We start from the raw sequence: 18076 nt of genomic DNA on the forward strand, positions 1-18076 counted from the left end.
CAGGGCGGGTTGCATGAGGGGACGCATGTCGGAGGCGGAGCGGGCGGGGACATCCCGTCAGGACAAGAGCGCACGTCTCCTCGCCGGGCGGTACCGGCTGGGAGGAGTGCTCGGCCGCGGCGGCATGGGTACGGTGTGGCGCGCCGAGGACGAGACCCTCGGCCGGACGGTCGCGGTCAAGGAGCTGCGGTTCCCGTCGAGCATCGACGACGAGGAGAAGCGCCGGCTGATCACGCGGACGCTGCGCGAGGCCAAGGCCATCGCCCGGATCCGCAACAACAGCGCGGTGACGGTCTTCGACGTGGTCGACGAGGACGACCGGCCGTGGATCGTGATGGAGCTCGTCGAGGGCAAGTCGCTCGCCGAGGCCATCCGCGAGGACGGTCTGCTGGAGCCGAAGCGCGCGGCGGAGGTCGGCCTGGCGATCCTGGACGTGCTGCGTTCGGCGCACCGCGAGGGCATCCTGCACCGCGACGTGAAGCCGTCGAACGTGCTGATCGCCGAGGACGGCCGGGTCGTGCTCACCGACTTCGGCATCGCCCAGGTCGAGGGCGACCCGTCCATCACCTCCACCGGGATGCTCGTCGGGGCCCCCTCCTACATCTCCCCGGAGCGCGCCCGCGGCCACAAGCCCGGTCCCGCCGCCGACCTGTGGTCGCTCGGCGGGCTGCTGTACGCGGCGGTCGAGGGCGCTCCGCCGTACGACAAGGGTTCCGCGATAGCGACGCTCACGGCGGTGATGACCGAGCCGCTGGAGGAGCCGAAGAACGCGGGGCCGCTGAAGGACGTCATCTACGGGTTGCTCACCAAGGATCCGGCGCAGCGACTCGACGACGCGGGCGCGCGGGTCATGCTGAACAAGGTGATCCACGCACCCGAGCGCAAGGACTCCGCATCCGAGCCCGCGGACGCGACGAAGGTGGTGCCGCTGCCGGCCCAGCCGGACGCGCCCGCGGACAAGGGGGGCTCGGGCTCGGCCGAGGCCGGGAGTAAGCGCGGCGAGGAGGCGGCGGAGAAGCTGCGCGGGGCGCTGCGTTCCGTCCGCAAGGCCGCCGTCGCGGCCGGCGCGGCCACCTCGGCGGCCGCAACGCGCACCAAGTCCGCCGACAGCGGGACGGCCACGGAGAGTGCGGCAGGGGCGAAGACGACAGCTGTTTCGGCGTCGGCTTCCGCGCCGGCGTCCGGAGGCGCGGCGGCCAAGGCGGCGGCCGGTGCCGATGCCGGTGCTGGTGAGCGGGGTACGCAGGGGAGCGGTACCGCGGGTGCGCGTGGGCGCAGTTCGGGGTGGCCCGTGATGCCGCCGCCGGATCTGCCGCCGCGGCCCGTGCCCAGGGCGCCGCTCACCGACGTGGTGCCGAAGCGGACCTTGGCGATCATCGCCGTGGTGGTGGTGCTCGCGGTGATCGGCATCGTGCTGGCCCTCACGCTCGGCGGGGACGACAGCAGTGCCGACGGCTCCAAGAGCGGCGGCGGTTCGAAGGCCGTGGCCAGTGAGAGCGCGAGCGCCGACACCAAGGAGGACACGAGCGGCGGGGCCCGTGCGGACGGCGACGCGACCCAGTCCGCCGCGGCGGGTGCGGGGTCGGGCTCCACGGCGGGCTCGACGTCGGGCAGCTCGTCCGACACCGGCGCGAGCACCAGTACCTCCGGTGCCACCGACAGCGCGGTGGCGTCGACGTACAAGGGCGGGCAGGGGTACTCGATAGGGCTGCCCGACGGGTGGAAGTTCCAGTCCTCGGGCTCCGCGGGGGATCGTTTCACCGGGCCCGACGGGCAGAAGCTGCTGGTCGCCTGGACGACCACGCCGAAGGACGACCCGAAGGCGGACTGGGAGAACCAGGAGCGCTACATGACGCGCTCGCAGTACAAGAAGATCGAGATCAAGAAGGTGGAGTACCGCGGCTGGAACACCGCCGACTGGGAGTTCACCTACGTGGAGAGCGGCACGAAGTACCGGACCGTCGACCGCGGGTTCGTCGTCAACGACCACCTCGGATACGCCCTGATGTACACGGCGAAGGCGTCGGACTGGGACGGCGAACTGCGCAAGAGCACCTGGCAGACGCTGGCGGAGACCTTCGAGCCGAAGAAGTGACCCCTGCGGCCCGCGGGTTTGGGTCCTGAGATCGGTCAACCCCTCTTTGCAGGTTGTCTCCGGCACGTATCGTGAGTGCTTGCGGACCGTACGCAGCCGACTGTGCGGCCGGAACGAGCCGCGAAGCGAACGGAATTGACCAACCGGGCGGCCGGGGGAGGCACAGTGGACGACTACGCGGGTCGGGTGCTCGCCGACCGCTACCGCCTGCCGCTGCCGCCCTCCGACGAGTACGAACTCACCGAGACCCGCGCCTTCGACACCTACAGCGGACAGGAAGTCCTCGTCAGGCAGGTGCCGTTGCCGGAGGTCGTCGAGGCGGAGGTGCTCGACGCGGAGGGGCTGCCCGCGGGGTTCACGGCGCGTGACGACGGGGCACGACGACCGGCGGCGCGCTCGCGCACGGGTGCGAGCACGCGACGGCCGGCCGATCCCGTCGTGCGACGTGCGGTGGAGGCCGCGCAGGCCGCCGCCAGGATCCCCGACCATCCGCGGCTCGACCAGGTATTCGACGTGTTCGCCGAGGCCGGTTCGCTCTGGATCGTCAGCGAGCTGGTGGCCGCGCGGCCGCTGGCGGCGCTGCTCGCCGAGAAGCCGCTGTCGCCGTACCGGGCGGCCGAGGTCGCCTCCGATGTGCTCATGGCCCTGCGGGTGCTGCACGCGCACGGCTGGGTCCACCGCAACATCACCGCCCGCACGGTGCTCGTCTGCGACGACGGCCGGGTCATGCTGACCGGGCTCGCGGTCGGCGCGGCGGAGGAGGCACTGTGCGGGTACGACCCCGTGCCGGCCGAGGAAGGCGGCGCGGGCGGCGGGACCGGTGGGCCGGGAGTCATGGACGGGACCGGTGGCTCCACGGTCCCGAGGGGCCGTGTCACTGGGCCTGATGGCACCGGTACCAGTGCCGGTGCCAGTGCTGCGGATGCCGAGGCTGCTCGGCGAGCCGCCATCGAGGCGCGGGCTGCCGGAGGGTTGCCCGCGGCCGGTGCCGCCGGCGCGGAGGGGGCAAACGGGACGCGCGGGTCGAACGCGGCCTCGGCCGCCGTCGCCCGCAGGGCGGCCGTGGAGAGCGGCGGAGACATCAGGGCCGCGCGCGCCGGCGCGATCGCCGCGTATCGCGCGGGCGCGCGGGCGGCGGCTCGCGTGCAGGAGGCGCAGCAGAACGGCCGGGCGGCACTGCCCGGGGCCCGGTCGGCCCCCGACGGCGACGCCACGGCCGACGGCCGGCCGCAGTCGCCGTACGCCGCCGGGAGCAGTGAGCAGAGCACGGCCGGCAGCGTGCCGCCGGCCCAGACAGCCGACCCCTACGGGGTACGCGGCACGCCCTGGCAGGAGGCGGCGCCCCGCGCCGCGGCCCCGTCGCCCGGCGGCAGTCTTCCCGTCGACACCTCACAGCATCCGGCCCGTTGGGACGACCTCGCCGCCGGTGCCCCCGCGCGTCGCGGGCCGGCGACCGCGCTGGCCGCCGAGCGGGCGCGGCAGGCGCGGATGGCGCTCGTGGGACCCGTGACCGAGCGGTGGGCCCCGGAGCAGGCGGGACCCGTGCACGAGAACTGGCAGCTGGCCGCGCCCATCGGGCCCGCGACCGACCTGTGGGCGCTGGGCGCGCTGCTCTTCAGAGCCGTACAGGGGCATGCGCCGTACCCGGAGGAGTCGACCGCCGAGCTGGTGCAGATGGTGTGCGCGGAGCCGCCCGCCTTCGCCGAGGAGTGCGGACCGCTGCGGCCGGTCGTGGAATCGCTGCTGCGTCAGGACCCCACCGAGCGGCTCGACTTCGAGGAGCTGAGTGGCTGGCTGCGTTCGCTGGTGCGCTCGGCGCCGGAGCCGGACGCCGGCGTGCACGTCGTCGCCGCGCCGCCCGTCGACCCGAGTCGGCTGCCGATCGTGCGGCGGCGGGGTGAGCTGGTGCGCAGGCGGCGCGCCGGACTGCCCGCCACCAGTGCGCACGGGCGGCACAAGCGGGCCAAACAGGAGGCCTCCCGCTCACCGCGCAGCCTGGGTCGCGTCCTGCTTCTGCTGATACTGCTCGTGCTGGCCGGGGCGGTCGCGTACGCCGTGCTGTTCATGCCGAAGGCGAAGGACACCGGGTCGGCCGGCGCCGGCAGGCCGGTGGTTCCGGTACAGACTCAAGGGGACGCGGACACCGACGCGAGCAGCGAGCCCCGGACCGAGCAGACCTCGCCCGGGCAGACCTCGCCCGGGCAGGACAACAGCGCCTCCGCGTCCGCCGGTTCCAGCGAGACGCAGACCACCGGCACCGACGTCGCCGACGGCTTCACCCTGCGCAAGGACTCCGAGGGCTTCCGCGTCGCCGTGGCGAACGGCTGGGACCGCACGCCGAAGAACGGTCTCGGGCAGGTGGTGTACGCGCACGGGGACTTCGAGCTGATCGTCGTACCCGGCCGGGACCGAGCGTCGACGTACGGCACCGACCCGATGGTCTACCAGCGCGAGAAGGAGTACGAGTTGGGGCCGTACCGCGAGTCCAGCTGGGCCACCTCCGGCGGGCTGCGCACGATCGAGGTGGGCGGACGGACCATGGCCGAGGGGCAGTTCACCTGGACCGACGACAGCGGGCGCGAGCTGTTCGTGCGCAACCTGGCGATCCTCATCGACGGTCGGTACCACGTGGTGCAGGTGCGCGGTCCGGAGGCTGAGCGGGACGAGGTGACGCGGTTGTACGAGCAGGCGTCGGCTACCTATCAGTTCACCGGCTGATCCGGTTCGCGGCTCGCCGGCCGGCTTCGGTCCTCGATCGATCACCTGACTTCGGTTCCCACCAGCCGCCAGAAGCGACAACCGTCACAGTGCGGTTTCCTTGGCGCCCCGCTGGTTCCCTGGACGTGGACCGGTCCTTAGTCTGAGCCTGTCAAGAGCATTGCGGGGCAACGTGAATCAGATGCAGGGCCTGCTCCTCGCGGGCCGGTACCGGCTCGCCGAATCGATCGGCAGCGGCGGCATGGGCCGCGTGTGGCGCGCGCACGACGAGCTGCTGCACCGGGCTGTCGCGATCAAGGAACTGACCGCCGCGCTCTACGTCTCCGAGAGCGACCAGGGCGTGCTGCTCGCGCGCACCCGCGCGGAGGCCCGGGCTGCCGCGCGGATCAACCACTCGGCCGTCGTCACCGTGCACGACGTCCTCGAGCACGACGGCCGGCCGTGGATCGTGATGGAGCTGGTCGAGGGCCGCTCGCTGGCCGACGAGGTCAAGGAGCAGGGGCGCGTCGAGCCCACCGAGGCCGCGCGGATCGGCCTGTGGGTGCTGCGCGCCCTGACCGCCGCGCACACCGCCGGTGTCCTGCACCGGGACGTCAAGCCCGGCAACGTCCTGCTCGGCCACGACGGCCGCGTCCTGCTCACCGACTTCGGCATCGCTCAGATAGAGGGCGACACCACCATCACCCGCACCGGAGAGGTCGTCGGCTCGGTCGACTACCTGGCCCCCGAGCGCGTCCGCGGCCACGACCCCGGGCCCTCCTCCGACCTGTGGGCGCTGGGCGCGACGCTGTACACGGCGGTGGAGGGGCGGTCGCCGTTCCGCCGCACCTCACCGCTGACCACCATGCAGGCGGTCGTCGAGGAGGAGGCCGCCGCATCGCGGTACGCCGGCCCGCTCGAGCCCGTCATCAGCGCTCTCCTGCGCAAGGATCCCGCCACCCGGCCGGACGCGGCCCAGGCCGAGCACATGCTCGCCGAGGCGGCGGAGGGGCGGCGGTCCAGCGCCGCGCAGGCGTTCGTGCCGACGCAGTACGGCGGGCCCCGACAGGCACTCCAGCAGGAGACGGGGGCCGACGCGGCGTCGTACGGGCCGTCGGCCGGTTCGGCGTACGGCCCGTCGACCGATTCGGCGTACGGCCCGTCGGCCGGTGTGCCGTACGGTCCGGAGACGGCGACGCCGCACCGTTCCGTGACGGGTCCGACGGCCATGGGTCCGACGGCCATGGGTCCGACGGCCATGGGTCCGTCGGGCACCGGGGGAAACCCCGCGGGGCCGACCGGGATCGGCCCGTCCGCGTCTCAGCGACCCAAGGGCCGCCGCCTGCGCTCGCTCGCCCTGGTGGTCGTGCTGGCCGCCCTCGTCGGCGGGGCCACGGCGGTGGGCCTGCAGAAGTGGGACGAGGGGCGGCAGCAGCACGGTGGTGCCTCCGCCTCCTCCGCCTCCTCCTCTCCCGACCCGACGGCGACGGCGACGGGGACGGCGACGAGCACCCCGAGCCCCGGAGCGGAGACGGTCCCCGACAACTGGGTGCCCATCACCGACCCGCTGGGCTTCGGCCTCTCCCTGCCCAAGGGCTGGAAGCGGGAGGTCTTCAGCGACGACGGCGACCTGCAGCAGATCGACTACACGCCCGACGGCGGCGAGCACTTCGTCCGTATCGCCGTCGACGCGCAGCCCGACTTCGCCGACCCCTACCAGCACCAGCGTGACCTGGACCAGCAGCTCACACGGCTGGTCGACTACAACCGGCTGCAGCTGGAGGTCAACACCTACCGCGACCGCAGGGCTTCGCTGTGGGAGTACACGTGGACCGCGCAGGCGAAGGACACGAAGTTCCCCGGGCCGCGCCGCGCGATCGACGAGGCGTACATCGCCCGGAACGGCGTCGAGTACGCGATCTACATGTCCTCGCCCGCCGAGGACTGGTCGACCACGCGGGAGCAGTTCAAGGCGGTGCTGCAGAGCTGGCAGCCCGAGGCGTCGTAACCGGTCCGTCGTAACCCGCCCGGCGTAATCGGCTCGTCGAGACCGACCTGTCGTAACCGGCCGGCGTCGCGGGGCTTGGCCGGTCGGCTACCCGGAGGGCGGCCGTCCGGTGCGGCATGATGGGCCTCATGGGGACCGAGGGGGACGACCTCCGTGTGATCGCGGGCCGTTACCGGCTGGAGGCGAGGCTGGGGCGCGGCGGCATGGGCGTCGTCTGGCGTGCCACCGACCAGTTGCTCGGCCGGCAGGTGGCGGTCAAGGAGCTCGCCTTCGACGAGGCACTCTCCCCGGAGGAGGCCCGACGGCAGCGCGACCGGACGCTGCGCGAGGCCCGCGCGGTCGCCCAGCTGCGCCATCCGCACATCATCGTCGTCCACGACGTCGTCGAGCAGGACGAACGCCCGTACATCGTCATGGAGTTGATCGATGGGGGCTCGCTGGCCGACCGGATCTCCCGGCGCGGCCCGGTCGACGTCGGTGAGGCCGCCCGGATCGGCATCGCCCTGCTGAGCGCGCTGCGCGCGGCGCACGCGGCCGGTGTGCTGCACCGGGACATCAAGCCCGCGAACGTCCTGGTCGCCGAGGACGGCCGGGTCGTCCTCACCGACTTCGGTATCGCCCAGGTCGCGGGCGCCACCACGATCACCGACACCGGCGCCTTCGTCGGCTCGCCCGAGTACACCGCGCCCGAGCGGATGTCCGGCGCCGGCACCGGACCCGCCTCCGACCTGTGGTCGCTGGGCGCGCTGCTGTGTACGGTCCTCAGCGGCGAATCACTGTTCCGGCGCGACTCGTTGGGCGGCATCCTGCACGCCGTGGTCTTCGCCGACATCCGTACGCCCGCGCAGGCCGCGCCGCTGCTTCCCGTCGTACGGGGGCTGCTCGAACGCGATCCGGAACGGCGGCTGGACGCGGCGGAGGCGGAGCGGATGCTGCGGGGCTTCCTGGAGTCGGGCCGTACGCCGCAGCCGGCGCCGTCCGGGTACACGCCGACACAGCGGGACGTGCCCCTCCAGCCGGCCCCCGCCCCGACGCGCGCGGCGCCCTCCAAGCGGGGTGTGCTGGTGGCCGCGCTGCTGGTCGCCGCGATGGCGGGGGCGGGCGTGTCCGCGGCGGCGCTGCTGATGGACCGGGGCGGTGACGGGAACGGGACGCCGGTGAGTTCGGCACCGCGGAGTTCTCCACCGCGGAGTTCCGCGAGCTTCTCGCCCTCACCTACCGTCACCATGACCCGCACCCCGTCCAACGCGTCCGACGACCGCCCCACCGCCCCCTCCGGCTACCGCGTCTCCGACGACCCCGCCGGCTTCTCGCTCGCCGTACCGGAGGACTTCACCCGCAAACCCCAGGGCGAGCGGATCTTCTACGTGTCGGCGGGGGAGACCTTCCGCATCGGCATCAGGGTCGCCGACCCCGAACAGGGCGGCCCGCTCGCGGTGATGCGGCGCGCGGCAGCCAAAGGCCCCGACACGAACCCCGGTTACCACGACGGCCGGGTCATCGAGACCGCGCACGACGGACGGCCTGCCGCCCTCTGGGAGTTCACCTGGAAGGGCTTCAGCACCGCCGAGGGCCCCCGGCACACCTACGACCTGTGCTGGGAGGAGAACGGGCGGATGTACGACGTGTGGGTGTCGGCGCCGGTCGGGAAGGTGCGGGAGGCCCGGGAGTACTTCGACGTCGCGGTCGACACGTTCGTACGGGCCTGAAAAGGGCTTGTACGGACGGGAAAAGGGTTTGTACGGACCCGAGAATCCGCATAAGTGGGAGATAAGTGACCGCTTGGGTCACGGGTCTGTGACCGGTGTGCGTTCGATGTGGATGCGGGAGCTCATGGCGCGATATGGATGGACTCATGAGCAGCAACGGGGGAGCCCGCCACGGAGCCGATGAGCCGACGAGTTTCGGTCTGCAACCGCCCAACCCACCTGCGGCTGTGCCGCATCCGAACAACCCGTACGCGGCGGCGGCGCCGGCCGAGGTCGTGCCGCCGCAGGCCCAGGACGGCGGCACCGGGCGGCTCATCTGCGGCCGGTACCGTCTGTTGGCCAAGCTCGGACATGGTGGCATGGGCACGGTATGGCGGGCCAAGGACGAGACGGTGGATCGCGAGGTCGCCGTGAAGGAACCGCGCGTCCCGGACACCCTTCCCGAACGCGAACGCGACAAAGCCTTCGAGCGGATGCGTCGTGAGGCGCGCGCCGCGGCCCGGCTGGACCATCCGGCTGTCGTGAACGTGTACGACGTGGCGGTGGTCGACGACCGGCCCTGGATCGTGATGGAGCTGGTGCGGGGTCGTTCGCTCGGCGACGCCCTCCAGGAGGGCACGCTCGGCGCGCGCGAGGCGGCCAGGCTCGGCCTGGAGGTGCTGGGCGCGCTGGAGGCCGCGCACGCGGCGGGCGTCCTGCACCGGGACGTCAAGCCGGACAACGTGCTGCTCGGCCGGCACGACCGGGTCGTCCTCACCGACTTCGGCATCGCCCAGATCGAGGGCGAGACGAACCTGACGGACACCGGTGGCTTCGTCGGCTCGCCCGAGTACATCGCGCCGGAGCGGGTGCTGGGCCAGCGGCCCGGCCCGGCCTCGGACCTCTGGTCGCTGGGCGTGGTGCTGTACGCGGCCACGGAGGGCGTCTCGCCCTTCCGCCGCAGCAACACGCCCGCCACCCTCCAGTCCGTCCTCAACGCCACGCCCGCCCCGCCCGCCTCCGCGCAGGGCCCGCTCGCCGAGGCCATCAACGGCCTGCTCCAGAAGGACCCGGCCCGCCGCCCGGGCCCCGCCCAGGTCCGCGCCCTGCTGGAAGCGGCCGTGAACCCGCCCGCGCCCGAGCCCACCCAGGTCGTGCGCTACGAGGAAGGCCCGCGCAAGGGCCTCCGGCTCGGCCGTACGGCGTGGCTCGGCCTCGGTGCGGCGGTGGTCGCGGCGGCTGCGGTGACGTATCTGCTCGTCGCCGACCCGTTCGCGGGCCCGCTGCCCGACGGCTGGAGCACGCACAAGGAGAAGGACGTCGCCGCGACGCTCGCGGTGCCCGACGGCTACCAGCGCGGGCTTCCCGACCGGAAGACGGACCGGAGCCACTGGGTCACGTACACCGACTGGAGCGGCAGCATCTCGATCGGTCTCTCCCTCGACAAGAAGGCCGAGGACACGAGCAGCAACATCGCGGGCTCCGCGGCGGCCGAGATGTACGACGACGACACCAAGTTCAAGCAGCAGGGCAGCTACGACCTCGACATGCCCGAGGGCCCGAAGACCAGCCCCGAGGGCGACAAGACGTACCAGGGCAAGAAGGCCGCCGAGAACACGATCGTCTACAGGACCGACGACAGCCAGCATTCGCTCCCCCGTGAGCTGCAGATCTTCTACTACCGGAACTCCGTCGGCGACATGTACAAGCTCACCGTGAGCTACCCGGGCAAGGGGGACTTCACGGAGCGGGGGCAGCAGGTGGCGAGGGCGGCGATCGCGAATCTGGACGTCGACACACTCTGACGCACCCGCCGCCTCGAGAGTGGAGTGGGGCTGCGGTCGAATCTTGTGGGTCTCAGGGCTTCAGGGCTTCAGGGCTTCAGACGGCTCGCGATCGCCTTGACCACGCTGGTCTGGGCCACCCGCAGTCCGAACTTCTTCCCGTCGCCGCCGGAGGCCGGCTTGGCGTACCAGGTCCGGCCGCGCCGGCGCCACTTGGCGGGCGGCAGCGTCTTCGGGAGTGCCGGAAGCGGCGCTGCCCAGTCGCCGAGGCGGAGTTCGCCGCGCCAGAGACCGGCGGGCAGCTCGGACACCTGGACATGGGCGGTGAAGTTGTCCCTGTGCGCGGTGCGTTCGGCGGGGAAGTCCACGGTGGACTTGCCGTCCCCGGTGAGTACGACGGTGAGGTCGCCGTCCGGGTAGGCGCCGAGCGTGCTCTGTCCGGTGACCACCAGTCGGCCGGGGTCGCCCGTGGACCAGCGGAAGGCCTCGACCGGCAGGCGTGACATGACCCGGTGCTTCTGCTCGCCGAGGTCGATCGTGTAGTTGCCGTGCGGCTTGGTGGTGTACAGGGTGACGGCCCGGGCACCCCGGGTGGTCTCCACGACCCGTACGTCCGGCTTGCCGTCCAGGTCCTTGTCCCGCTTGCTGCCGATGCGGGCCTCACGGGACAGACCCTGCGCGCCGACGGTCAGACAGATGTCCCAGAGGCCGTCGGCGAGGGGCTTGCCGTCGGCCGCGGTGTCGATGTCGACGACGGCCTCGAAGCCGGCCTGCTCGTAGGCGAAGTGCCCCGCGTCCTGGTCGGCACCGAGGCCCGGCGTCGGGGTGTGCGTGACGGGGAGCCGGTACTCGACCTTGCTGTCGCGTTCGCGTAGGAGGACAGCGGTGGTCACCTCGTCGGTCGCCACGCGGTGCAGGTAGGCGTGTCCGGCCAAGCGCAGTTCGGTGCCGCGCAGTTCGGCGCGGGAGACGTGGTGGCGGGTGCCGATCCGGTCGGTGACGTCGTAGTAGGCGTCGGGGACGGAGCGGGCCGGGTCGCGCAGGAAGGGGTGCCGGACGTAGGCGCGGCCGTTGTCGATCAGCAGCGGGGTGGCGGACTTCGACGCGCTCTCCTGAGTCTCGAAGCGGTTGACTTCGAGGAGTTCGTCGAGCATCCGTTCCCGGATGAAGTGCAGGCGCAGCCAGGCCAGCCCCGTGATCCGCTCGCGCAGGCCCTCGTGGACCAGCGGGTCGATGATCTCGGCGAGCCGGGCGAGGGTCTTCACCTGCTGCTCGCGGGGCTCCCGCGCGAGGTGCCAGCGGACCAGGGTGCGCACCTCGACGGTCAGGTGCCGGTGCGCCAGGTGGTCGCGGTTCGGGCCGGCCGGGACGCTGTCGATCATCATGTCGACCATGCGCGCGAGATAGCGCAGCCGGGGCTCCGAACCGGAGGTGGTCTTGGTGACGTTGTTGCCGTCGTCCCGCAGCACCCAGAACACGCAGTCGTAGTCGGCGACTATGGAGATGCCCGACGCCTCCAGGTACGCCTTGCCCACGAACGGCTGGTCCTCGCCGGTGCGCAGGTCGGTCGGGAAGCGCAGTTCGAGCCGCTTCAGGAGGCTGTGGCGGAACAGCTTCATGGGGCTGAGGGTCCACCAGGCCCGGGAGCTGAAGACGTCTGTCTTCGGCTGGTCGCGCTGGAACATCGACTTGGGTGCGCCACGGCCGCCGACGCCGACCATCTTGCCGAGGACGACATCGGTGCCGTTCTCCTCGGCCATGGCCACCATGCGCGCCAGGGCCTCGGGGCCGAGGTAGTCGTCGGCGTCCAGGAAGAAGACGTACTTGCCGCGCGCGAGTTCGAGACCGGCGTTGCGGGGGGCCGCGGGGCCGCCGGAGTTCTCCTGGTGGACGACGCGCAGCAGCTTTGGGTACACGGCGGCCAGGCGTTCGAGTTCGGCCGGGGTCGTGTCGGTGGAACCGTCGTTGACGGCGATGACTTCCAGCTGCTCACGGCCGATGGTCTGGTCCGCGACGGACTCGATACAACGCGTCAGATAGGGCATCGCGTTGTACGCAGCGATGATCACCGAAACGGTGGGGCCGGCCATCGTCACGCTCTCCAAGAATAGGGGGCACGCCCCGGATCATGGTCGGCTTCGCAGACGCTGGCTCAGCCTCCGTTTGCTCGGGGGAAGGTGCCGGAAGGAATGTGAAGATACCATGAGCCGCCGATGACTACCCGGTGTCCAGAATGAGAAACCTCTTCTTTACCGGCACGTGACGCAGGTCGCCCAACAGCGCCTGACTTGTCCGTTGTTTGCGCTCATATTGCATTCCGAAACGTTGCACCGAGAAGGCGCCAAAAGGTCACGGCCTGTGCGTGTGCTGTGTGCAAGTAGTTGATCGAAAGTCATTGACACCCTTTACTCAGGGCATATTTAGTCAGCGCTCATAGCGTTCACAGACGGGCCGTCAGGTCCCGTCCGGGGTGGGAACGGGGTGGAGTGTGCGTACGCGTACACGGCTGGCCGGAGCTTTGGCTGCGACAGCAAGCGCTTTCTTGGTGGCTGCGGGGGTGGTGTCGCTCGGCGCGCACCAAGCCGTGGCTGCTGCAACCTGTACGGCAGGGACGACAGGTGACTTCAACGGCGACGGCGTCGGCGACACGGTCTTCGCCGATCCGAACGCCACAGTGAACGGGGCCAAGAACGCCGGCCTCGTACGTGTGGTGCTCGGCGGCGGCAAGGGCGTCTCCGAGATCTCCCAGGCCACCAGCGGAATGTCCGCGACGCCGGAGACCGGTGACGGCTTCGGGACCTCGTACGCGTCCTACGACGCCGACGGGGACGGCTGCACCGACCTGGTGGTCGGCGCGCCCTACGAGGACATCCTCAGGGACGGTACGCAGCTCTACGACGCCGGAGCGATCTACGTCATCCATGGCACGCCGACCGGCATCGGCGCCGGTTCCACGATCGAGGCGTACAGCCAGGACGGGTTCGACTCGGGCACGACGACCGAGGCGTACGACTGGTTCGGCTACGCGCTCAAGGCGGGCACGACCGCGAGTGACGCGCCCTACCTGGTCGTCGGAGTCCCCGGCGAGAACGTCACCACGGGCGGCAAGACCTACTCGGACGCCGGCTGCATCGAGTACATCCAGGGCACCACCAAGGTCCCGCTCAACCAGGACGACCCGGGCATCCCCGGCGAGGTGGAGTCGCAGGACCGCTTCGGCTCCTCGCTGGCCGGGACGAACCGTTACTTCGCGGTCGGCGCTCCGGGCGAGGCGATCGGCGACGAGCAGTTCGCCGGCGGTGTCGCCGTCTTCAGTCACACGCTGTCGAGCGGTATGCCGACCCCGTTGGTCGGGCTCGACCAGGACGCCACCGGCGTCAGCGGCGCCGCCGAGGCGGGCGACGGGTTCGGCACCTCGATCTCCATGACGGGCTACCGGCCGAGCGACCAGACGTACAACTCGGATGTGCTCCTCGCCGTTGGCCTCCCGGGCGAGGACATCGGGACGACGGCGGACGCGGGTGCCGCGGCCGTCTTCCGTATCCAGCCCTCCGGCGCGTACACGCAGGTCGCGGGGATCGACGCCAACGGCACGGACGTCGAGGGCGATCCGGTCGCCGGCGACTTCATGGGACAGCGCGTGGCGATCACCAACACCGACACGAGCGTCGTCACCAGCTCCGCGAACATCCGGCTCGCCGTCGGTGAGCCGGGCAAGGACACCGCCACTGTCAAGGACGCGGGCGCCGTCCACATCTTCCGGCCGCTCGACGCGTCACTCGGCACGGCTGACAAGGTCCTCACCCGCGGCTCCGGGCTCCCCGGCACCGCCACCGTCCGTGACTACACCGGCGTCGCCCTGACGGCAGGCTCTGTCAACCTCTACGTCGGCGTGCCCTACAGCAAGGACTCGGGCACCTCGAAGGGCGTGGTCTACGTCCAGCCGTGGACGGACGTCGACGGCACGACGAGCACCGGGACCACCGCCTACCAGCCCGGCGCGGGCGGTCTGCCCGACGCGGGCGCGGCGTTCGGATCGATGCGATGAGCGACATGACCGGCCACAAGACCGGCCACAAGACAGGGGAGCACAGCACGATGAAGCTCCGTAGGAGCTCCCGGCGCCGTACCGCCGCCGCTGCCGTGGCCCTCACGGCACTGCTGGCGACGGTCATGACCGGCGTACCCGCCTCCGTCGAGCAGGCGAGCGCCGCGGGGCAGAGCGACGGCACGGCCGAGGCCGCCCCGGCGCTGACCGCGTCCGCCGCGCAGGCCGAGGCGGCGAAGTCCGGCAAGGCGGTCGAGATCACCAGCCTGCGCGACGAGCGCAGCACCACCGTCGCCAACCCCGACGGCACGTTCACCACCACCGAGTACGTCCAGCCCGTCCGCACCCGCAAGAACGGCGCGTGGACGGACATCGACACCACGCTCGTCGAGCAGAAGAACGGCACCTACGCTCCGAAGGCCGCGCTGACCGCCATGTCCTTCTCCGGCGGCGGAGACAGCACGTTCGCCGCCATCGAGAAGGACGGGCACGCGCTGTCCCTCGACTGGCCGGACAAGCTGCCGAAGCCGAAGGTCGACGGCTCGACCGCCACCTACGCGAACGTCCTGCCCGGCGTCGACCTGAAGGTCACCGCGAGCGCCGAGGGCTTCTCGCACGTGCTGGTGGTCAAGAACGCGAAGGCGGCCGCCAACCCGGAACTGGCCGAGCTGCAGCTTCCCGTCGACACCTCGTCGTTGCAGGTCAAGGAGAACGCGGGCGGCGGGCTGACCGCCACCGACACCGGCTCCGGCGGAGCTGTCTTCGAGGCGCCGCAGCCGGTGATGTGGGACTCCGGCAACGGGACGGTGGCAACCGAGCCGTCCGCCTCCGCTTCCCCGTCCGCCTCCGCCTCCGCCTCCGCCTCCGCCTCCCCCTCCGCCTCGGCCACCGACGTGACCCCGCCCGAGGGCGCCCGCGTCGCCGACGTCGGCGTGGACGTGTCCGCCGGCACCATGACCCTCACCCCCGACGCGGACCTGCTCACCGACACGGACACGGTCTACCCCGTCTACATCGACCCCGTGGTCAAGACCGCCAACCGCAGCGCGTGGACCATGGTGTCCTCGTACTACTCGACGGCCGAGTTCTGGAAGTTCGACGACGACGAGGGCGTGGGCCGCTGCCCGTCCGACGTCTCGTACCGCTGCGCCAGCGGAGACGACGTCAAGCGGCAGTTCTTCGCGATCCCGACCGGCAGCTTCGAGGGCAAGGACATCGTCAGCGCCGAGTTCGCGGTGACGCTGGTGCACAGCTACAGCGACTCCGCGCGCGAGGTGCAGCTCGGCCGGGTCAACAGCACCGGGGCCAGCGCGATCAGCTCCTCGACGAACTGGTCGAACCAGCCGTCCCTGAAGGACGCGATCGCCACCAAGTCGCCTACGGACACGGCCGGTTCGTGCACCACGACCAACCAGAACGTGCGGTTCGGCGTGACGAGCACGATCCAGTCGGCCGCCGACAAGGGCTGGGACACCACCACGTTCCGCCTCAAGGCCGGCAGCGAGTCCGACACGTCGTACTGGAAGCGCTTCTGTGGCAACGCCCACCTCGAGGTCACCTACAACCGGCCGCCGCTGGTGCCCGACCAGGACGACCTCCAGATGAAGCCGGGCGGGTCCTGCGAGTACGGCAGCGCCACCGAGCACTACGTCACCGAGGCGCCGCGCGTCACCGCCGTGATCAAGGACTACGACCACAACGACACCGGCTCCAACACGGAGACGCTCCAGGCGCAGTTCAAGGTCTGGTGGACGAACAGCTCCGGTGACGAGGTGGTCCACTACGCGACGACCGCCAAGAAGACCACGGTCGGCGTGACCAAGGGCAGCCAGACCGGCCAGGCCACCTTCTACTACACCATCGGTTCTGACGTCTCCGGCGACGGCGAGGCGGGATTCACCATCCCGTCGGGCGTCACGGTCGCCTGGGCGGTGCAGGGTTACGACCAGCAGTCCTACGGCGGCTGGTCCACCGACGGCGACCAGACCCGCTGCGAGTTCATCTACGACACCACCAAGCCCAAGTCGGCCACGATCACCTCGACCGAGTATCCGGACGACGAGGCCTGGCACGCGGGCGTCGGCGACTACGGCAACTTCACCATGGACTCGCCGTCCACCGACGTGACGAGCTACTCGTACTACTTCACCGGCCCGCAGGCCGACAACACGAAGAAGACGGTGGCCGCCGAGTCGACCGGCGGTCCGGCGACCGTGCGCTGGATGCCGCCGAGCGAGGGCTCGTACACCCTGCACGTCACCGCCGTCGACGGCGCGGGCAACCCGCAGAAGACCCCGACGACCCATGTCTTCCTGGTCAGCGACGGCCGCGCGCCGGTCGCGGCCTGGACGCTGGGTGACGCCAAGGGCTCGGCGAAGGCGGCAGGCAGCAGCGGGGCGCCCGACGCCACCGCCGGTTCCGGAGTGACGTTCGGCGTCGAGGGGCCGCTCGGCGCCACCGACACCGCGGCCTCCTTCGACGGCACGGACAACGCCTACCTCGACGCGGGCGAGCCCGCCGTGGACACCGGCGGCACCTTCTCCGTGAGCGCCTGGGTGATGCTGCCGTCGAAGCCCACCGAGAACATGACCGTGGTCAGCCAGGACGGCACGGCGCTGCCGGGCTTCGAGCTCGGCTACGACGTGGACAGCGTGTCCTGGACCTTCCGCATCCCGATCAGCGACATGGAGTCCCTCGGCACCTGGAAGGTGTCCGGCGCGACGGCCGTCGTCGGCAGCTGGACCCACCTCATCGGGGTGTACGACAACGAGCTCGGCAAGATGATGCTCTACGTCAACGGCGTCCTCGTCGCCGACGACGTCCAGGCCCGGCACACCACCTGGAGCTCCTCGGGCGCCGTACAGGTCGGCCGCCGGCTGGCCCAGGACGGCTACACGGCTCCCCTCAAGGGCAGCGTCGCCGACGTCAAGCTCTACGACCGGGTCGTCCCGCCCACCGAGGGCCAGGAGATCGGCGGTATCCAGCCCCACCAGCTCGCCTACTGGCAGCTGGACGAGGCGACGGCCGGACTCTCGCCGGAGACGGCGGGCGGCACCGGGCTGACCCTCGGCGGCGGCGCCTCGGTCTACGTGCCGGACGACTCCTGCGACCCCGAGGTCGACCCGGACTGCGTGCCCCCGGCCGAGCCCCTGTGGGGCGACGGGCACCTGGCCCTCAACGGCACCGACGCCTACGCCACCCGCGCGGCGGCCGGACCGCTCTCCGCGCAGGACAGCTTCACCCTGACCGCCCGCGCCCGGCTGGCCTCCGCGAACCCGACCACGGACGAGACGGTGCTGTCGCTGACCGGCGCCAACGGCAGCGCGATCAAGGTGAAGTACCAGGCCTCCAGCGCCCGTTGGCAGCTGGTGGTGACGGCCGCGGACGCCGCGTCCCCGGTGACGACGACGCTCCTCGACGCGGGCGACCTGCCCAGCTCCGAGGGCGACGGCGACCACCTGGCGCTGGTCTACAACGCGGTCTTCGGTGACGTGCTCCTGTACGTCAACGGCATCGCGGTGGCCGACGCGGCCTGGGACAACACCTGGGACTTCAGCACCACGAGTGTCCAGATCGGCCGGACGCTGACGGGCAGCACCGCGAGCGAGTACTTCTCGGGCGCCGTGGACGAAGTCCGGATGTACCAGGGTCCGTTGGACGCCTCGCTGGTGACGCTGGTGGCGGTCATGCCGGCCGGCTCCAGCATCGACGAGACCTCGGCGTAACACCCGTAACACCCCGACCGACGTGGGCGGG

Annotated in this window: 8 protein-coding genes; 7 read left to right on the top strand and 1 reads right to left on the bottom strand. The window is 71.5% G+C overall.

Annotated features, from left to right (window positions below; all coding sequences use genetic code 11):
* The first annotated feature begins 25 nt into the window (after window positions 1–25).
* The 5 genes from ABT114_RS17900 (at window position 26) to ABT114_RS17920 (ending at window position 10293) form a co-directional block, all read left to right on the top strand.
* Window positions 26–2095: a serine/threonine-protein kinase gene (locus ABT114_RS17900; RefSeq protein WP_351143503.1), complete on the top strand. Its 2070-nt coding sequence runs from the start codon at window positions 26–28 to the stop codon at window positions 2093–2095.
* A 165-nt stretch (window positions 2096–2260) separates the two neighbouring features.
* Complete coding sequence (locus ABT114_RS17905; RefSeq protein WP_351143505.1) at window positions 2261–4813, top strand: serine/threonine kinase C-terminal domain-containing protein; 2553 nt, start codon at window positions 2261–2263, stop codon at window positions 4811–4813.
* 181 nt (window positions 4814–4994) lie between these two features.
* Window positions 4995–6800 carry a serine/threonine-protein kinase gene (locus ABT114_RS17910; protein WP_351143507.1) on the top strand — a complete coding sequence of 602 codons (1806 nt, stop codon included), beginning with the start codon at window positions 4995–4997 and terminating at the stop codon, window positions 6798–6800.
* Window positions 6801–6928: 128 nt separating this feature from the next.
* Window positions 6929–8509 (top strand): serine/threonine-protein kinase, encoded by a 1581-nt coding sequence (locus ABT114_RS17915; RefSeq protein WP_351143509.1) that lies wholly within the window; start codon window positions 6929–6931, stop codon window positions 8507–8509.
* Between the two features lie 146 nt (window positions 8510–8655).
* A complete protein-coding gene (locus ABT114_RS17920; protein ID WP_351143511.1) occupies window positions 8656–10293 on the top strand; it encodes a serine/threonine-protein kinase in 1638 nt (545 codons plus the stop codon).
* 68 nt (window positions 10294–10361) lie between these two features.
* On the opposite strand, the gene ABT114_RS17925 is transcribed toward ABT114_RS17920, so the two are convergent.
* Window positions 10362–12362, bottom strand: coding sequence for a glycosyltransferase family 2 protein (locus ABT114_RS17925; RefSeq protein ID WP_351143513.1), 2001 nt, complete (start codon window positions 12360–12362; stop codon window positions 10362–10364).
* 494 nt (window positions 12363–12856) lie between these two features.
* Here ABT114_RS17925 and ABT114_RS17930 point away from each other — a divergent pair, with 494 nt between their 5' ends.
* Both ABT114_RS17930 and ABT114_RS17935 read left to right on the top strand, forming a co-directional pair.
* Entirely contained in the window at window positions 12857–14320 is a 1464-nt protein-coding gene (locus tag ABT114_RS17930; RefSeq protein ID WP_351143515.1) for an integrin alpha, read from the top strand.
* Complete coding sequence (locus ABT114_RS17935) at window positions 14317–18045, top strand: LamG-like jellyroll fold domain-containing protein (RefSeq protein ID WP_351143517.1); 3729 nt, start codon at window positions 14317–14319, stop codon at window positions 18043–18045. The genes ABT114_RS17930 and ABT114_RS17935 overlap by 4 nt, the downstream gene beginning before the upstream one ends.
* Window positions 18046–18076 lie beyond the last annotated feature (31 nt).

This window comes from Streptomyces sp. NPDC002088, assembly GCF_040296605.1.
Taxonomy (GTDB): Bacteria; Actinomycetota; Actinomycetes; order Streptomycetales; family Streptomycetaceae; genus Streptomyces.

Excerpts from the sequence above, each read along its gene's own strand:
- ABT114_RS17925 (WP_351143513.1), bottom strand. The coding sequence starts at position 12,362 with ATGGCCGGCCCCACCGTTTCGGTGATCATCGCTGCGTACAACGCGATG.
- ABT114_RS17935 (WP_351143517.1), top strand. The coding sequence starts at position 14,317 with ATGAGCGACATGACCGGCCACAAGACCGGCCACAAGACAGGGGAGCAC.
- ABT114_RS17910 (WP_351143507.1), top strand. The coding sequence starts at position 4,995 with ATGCAGGGCCTGCTCCTCGCGGGCCGGTACCGGCTCGCCGAATCGATC.
- ABT114_RS17920 (WP_351143511.1), top strand. The coding sequence starts at position 8,656 with ATGAGCAGCAACGGGGGAGCCCGCCACGGAGCCGATGAGCCGACGAGT.
- ABT114_RS17900 (WP_351143503.1), top strand. The coding sequence starts at position 26 with ATGTCGGAGGCGGAGCGGGCGGGGACATCCCGTCAGGACAAGAGCGCA.
- ABT114_RS17915 (WP_351143509.1), top strand. The coding sequence starts at position 6,929 with ATGGGGACCGAGGGGGACGACCTCCGTGTGATCGCGGGCCGTTACCGG.